The organism is Desulfobacter sp. (assembly GCF_050177295.1).
In genome coordinates, this window is sequence record NZ_JBFXHE010000336.1 from 1 (window position 1) to 4,874 (window position 4,874).

Here is a 4,874-nt window from a genome sequence, read left to right on the forward strand (position 1 = left end):
TCAACCACGGCCTTGACGAAAAGATAGAGCCGATTTATCAATTACCAAACAAGCGCTAAGACAGCTCATGGAGATCCGGATATGGAAAACACCCATATGGAAAAGGAATGTCCCACTTTGTCAGCCCTGGCCTGGACTGTCATCAAAAACCGCTACCTGGCCCGTAATTGTCGGGGGGATCTCATCGAGAGACCCGCAGATATGTTTCACAGGGTCGCCGCATCGGTGGCCCGGGCAGACCGGTTGTTCGACACCGGTGCGGATCTGTCCAAAACCACAGAGCGCTTTGAAGCGGTTCTGGCATCCCTTGCCTTCCTGCCCAACTCCCCCTGCCTGATGAACGCGGGCACTGCCCTGGGCCAGCTGGCCGCCTGTTTTGTACTCCCGGTGGAAGACCGGCCCGAAGCCATGTGTCAAACCATGAAAGAGGCGAGCATCATCCACGAAGCCTGCGGGGGTATCGGCTTTTCGTTCAGCCGGCTGCGGCCCCGGGGGGATACCATTCTCCAGGCTTGCGGGGAAGCTGAAGGGCCGGTCGCCTTTATCCGGCAGTTGGATACGGCAGCCGGTCGGACGAATCAGAACCGTCGTCGGCCGGCTGCAAATATGGCGGTCCTGGAGATCAGCCATCCGGATATTGAAGCCTTTATCAACGCAAAGCAGACAAGGGGAGAGTTACGCCATTTCAATCTCTCCGTTGCCGTGGATGACCAGTTTATGGAGTGCCTTAACAGCGGCCGGGACTACCCGCTGGTTCACCCCGGAACCGGCAAGGCGGTGGGGCGTAGAAACGCAGAAGAGATATTCGAGCGCATGGCCTCTTCAGCCTGGCAGACCGGTGATCCGGGTCTCCTTTTCATCGACCGTATCAACCGGGACAATCCCCTCCCCGGGATGGGGCGGATTTGCGCCACCAACCCCTGCGGTGAACAACCCCTGCTGCCCTATGAATCCTGCACCCTGGGCTCCATCAACCTGACCAAGGTGGTTGAAAACAAAGAAATCAACTTTGACGAACTTGACAGACTGGCCCGGACGGCCGTCCATTTCCTGGACAACGTCATCGAAATCAACCACTATCCGCTGGGGCAGATCGAAGAGGCGAGCCGCAGCACCCGTAAGATCGGACTGGGGGTCATGGGCTTTGCCGACATGCTGATCCTGCTCAATATCCCGTACCAGAGTGACAGGGCTGTTGCCGTGGCCGGCCGGATCATGTCCCGGATTCAACGCAGTGCTGAGGCGGAATCTGCGTCACTGGCACTGGTGCGCGGCAATTTCCCCTGTTTTGACCACAGCATCTTTCCCAAACGGGGCCTCCGCCTGCGGCGCAACGCCACGCTGACCACCGTGGCCCCGACAGGGAGCATCAGCCTGATTGCCGGTGTCAGCAGCGGCATTGAACCCGTCTTTGCCTTCAGGGGTCGGCGGCGTATCAACGGGATTCTTTACGATGACATCCATCCCATTTATGCCCGCTATCAAAAGGATCAAAAACCGATCCCCAAAGAGGTGTTCCAGAGCGCCTGGGATGTGGCCCCCGAGTGGCACCTAAAGATCCAGGCGGCATTTCAGCGCCACACGGACAACGCGGTTTCCAAAACCGTCAATCTGCCGGGGTCCGCGACCCGGGAAGATGTCCGGGATGTCTTCCTCAACGCCCACGCCATGGGGCTCAAAGGGATCACCATATACCGCGACACCTCCCATGGCGACCAGGTCCTCAATACCTGTACCGTCAACCGGGAGGACTGCGGTTAACCTCCCGTTCAAACCTGACTAATTTTCATTGAAATCATGTTTATATTGAAGATAAGTCCCCGGTATCTGAATATAATCCAGAACAACTGCTGTTTTTTTCCAGGAATATCGGTGAAATAAATCCGTCAAATTCAGGCCGATACCAAGATAAAAATTTCGTTCTTTTTTGTCTTTATCATCTGAAAAACCGCGGGCATAATACCCCATATGCAATTCAAAATGTTTTAAAAACGTTTTATTTACCGACTCAAATCCGTTAAGTTTTACTGCAAGCAGATATTTTGAATTGTCATAATCTGTTAAAAAATCTGTGCCGTTAGGCTTAAATCCATATTCCCATCTTAAACTGAATTTGCCGGCAAGATCAGGATATTTATACAATAAATATCCGGCAGCGCATCCCAGAAAATTTGCAATCATATCTTCATAGGAAAATCCATATTCGCTGAAAGAGTCCCCAACCTCCATATACCCCATGATGGCAAATGATGAAAGCGAGCCGTATAATGCGGCAGTCTCTTTTTCAAAACACCAGTTTTCATATAAAGATGACAGCGCGTGAGAGATCACATAACTTGAATAAAGATGTCCCAGTTTATCCGCCCCTCCCTCTTTGGTTGTATTTGCAAACCATCCTTCGGAACCTGCGTGAGGTGATTGAGAAAAATAATCCCATTTTAAAGCGCCCCAAATCGTAATCACTCCGATTCCTGCCAGGGACACAGAAAGGCTTTTTGTATTCTTCTCAGATAAGGAAAGCTCTGACGTGCATTTACTGAAACGTTCCTGGGCAGAGCCGGTCACGGCAACCAAGCAAAAAAATATGCAACATAATAAGGATTTCATCATAGGCACATTTTAAATGCGGAATATTAGATGAAGGGCTTCATCATGAATTTTTTTCCATAGATCCTCGCCACCAAAGCTTTCTATATAGAGTTTCATTTTCGGTTCAGTTCCCGAGGGTCTGATAGCAAACCATGACCCATCCGACAGATTGACTTTTACACCGCCTATGGGGCTATTATTTCCCGTGGCTTTTGTCTGAATGTTAACGATTGATAACCCTGCCAACGATGTCGCCTTTATTGAATCCGGTGATGTTTGTGACAGTATTGTTTTTTGCTCATTTGTGATAGGTCCGTCAACCCTTCTATAATAAGGATTTCCAAATTCAGATACCAATGTCTCTCTATAAATTTCGGATGGCGTTTGCCCGGTTTTCGCCAGAATCTCAGCAGCAAGCAATGCCAAAACAAACCCATCTTTATCTGTCGTCCAAACAGCGCCATTTTTTCTTAAAAAAGTTGCGCCGGCACTCTCTTCACCACAAAAGGCGATTTTTCCTTCCATCAAACCGCTCACAAACCATTTGAATCCAACAGGCGTTTCAAAGATCGTCTTATTGAATCCCATAACCACTTTATCAATCATGCTGCTGCTGACTAAGGTTTTTCCGATGCTAAGGTTATTTCCCCATAAAGGCCTGTTTTGAAGCAGGTACCAAATGGCCACAGATAAATAATGGTTAGGATTCATTAAACCATCCGGACACACAATGCCATGTCTGTCAAAATCCGGATCATTTCCCCATGCAATATCGTATTTTTCTGCAAGCTTGATTAGGTTTGCCATGGCATGAGGTGAGGAGCAATCCATTCTTATTTTTCCATCATGGTCCGGGGGCATGAAGCTGAAAGTTTTATCAATTTTTGAATTAACAACATTAATATCAAATCCATATTTATCAGCAATAGGATTCCAAAAATTTACACCTGCCCCCCCCATCGGATCTATGCCGATTTTGATTTTTGATTGATGAATCGTTTCCGTGTCTATCACATTCGATAAAGCATCTACATAAGGGGCGATAAAATCCCTTTCATGCGTAGACGAAGCTGAATACGCTTTTTCGTAAGCAATCCTTTTAATCCCGGAATTCTTGGAATTTATCAGCTGGTTTGCTCTTTTTTCAATGAAATCTGTTATTTCAATATCGGCAGGCCCCCCATGAGGTGGATTATATTTAAATCCTCCGTCTTCCGGTGGATTATGAGATGGCGTAATAATAACACCATCTGCAAGCGCCTTTTTATTGGTCCGGTTGTACTCCAGAATCATAAACGAAATGACCGGGGTTGGCGTATATTCAGAATTTGCGTGAATGAAAACATCCACATCGTTTGCAGCAAAAACTTCCAGTGCGGTTTTAAAAGCCGGTAAGGAAAGCGCGTGAGTATCATAACCTAAAAACAGGGGGCCTGTGATTTTATTTTTTTTACGATAATCACAAAGCGCCTGAGAAATAGATAGTATATGTTTCTCATTAAACGTACCGTTTAATGATGAGCCTCGATGTCCCGAAGTCCCGAAAGATACTTGCCCTGTTATCTCTGTTGAATAATAAGAAGATACTATTTTTTCAATATTATTTCTATTTTCCATTAAAACACCTATTGTTAAAGTCTTGAACACGTAAGATCAATTTGTCTTTTTGGGCACTGTGACCTGTTTTAGTGCTTCACTATACCAAACTTATGAGGACAGCAAAAGATATTATACAGTTGCCCTAATTTAAAAGGAGATATCGCAGGCAGCTTATTCGTACGACATGACTACATGAAAAGACCCTTGGTTGCACGAATGTTGGTGGTACCTTCCTGTTGCTTTCGAAGAATCACCTATTTTTAATAGTCTATTTATGTGTTTTTTTATGGTTTTCCATTGTGTTGACTTGTAATTAAAATTCCCCTATTTTTTTTATTAAAAAGTTTGCAGACGAACCTTTTTCTTGTAGACCCTGAAACCCTGTTACATACGAAACGCCACATTTTGAATGATTTTTGAAGACTCAATATCTCATAATCTTTTAAACAGCCATGGGCTATGCCTGACATATCAACTGCCAGCCATAGCCCACAACAAAGCTTGAAAGACCTGAATAACTTACCCGGACTTTTTCATAAAAAAAAACAGAAGGAGTAATAATGAATCAATTGGTGTTAGATAGATCCAACGTATATTTTTCTCTGTTTCCGGATCATTTAAGTTATATAGATAGTTGTCTTGAAACTGCAAGTTATAAGCTCAAGGATTACGATAATATATCTGAC

The 4,874-nt window shown here is 45.8% G+C and carries 3 protein-coding genes; 1 reads left to right on the forward strand and 2 read right to left on the reverse strand.

Annotation, left to right across the window (positions count from 1 at the left end; all coding sequences use genetic code 11):
* Nucleotides 1–81: 81 nt before the first annotated feature.
* The gene (locus AB7U36_RS18375) at nucleotides 82–1,761 is read left to right on the forward strand and encodes an adenosylcobalamin-dependent ribonucleoside-diphosphate reductase (RefSeq protein ID WP_428161118.1); all 1,680 of its coding nucleotides are present in this window, start codon (nucleotides 82–84) and stop codon (nucleotides 1,759–1,761) included.
* Nucleotides 1,762–1,779: 18 nt separating this feature from the next.
* Here the strand turns inward: AB7U36_RS18375 and AB7U36_RS18380 are convergent, their stop codons facing one another.
* The gene (locus AB7U36_RS18380) at nucleotides 1,780–2,463 is read right to left on the reverse strand and encodes a DUF2279 domain-containing protein (protein WP_428161119.1); all 684 of its coding nucleotides are present in this window, start codon (nucleotides 2,461–2,463) and stop codon (nucleotides 1,780–1,782) included.
* Between the two features lie 156 nt (nucleotides 2,464–2,619).
* The gene (locus AB7U36_RS18385) at nucleotides 2,620–4,206 is read right to left on the reverse strand and encodes a phosphoglucomutase, alpha-D-glucose phosphate-specific (protein WP_428161120.1); all 1,587 of its coding nucleotides are present in this window, start codon (nucleotides 4,204–4,206) and stop codon (nucleotides 2,620–2,622) included.
* Between the last annotated feature and the right edge of the window lie 668 nt (nucleotides 4,207–4,874).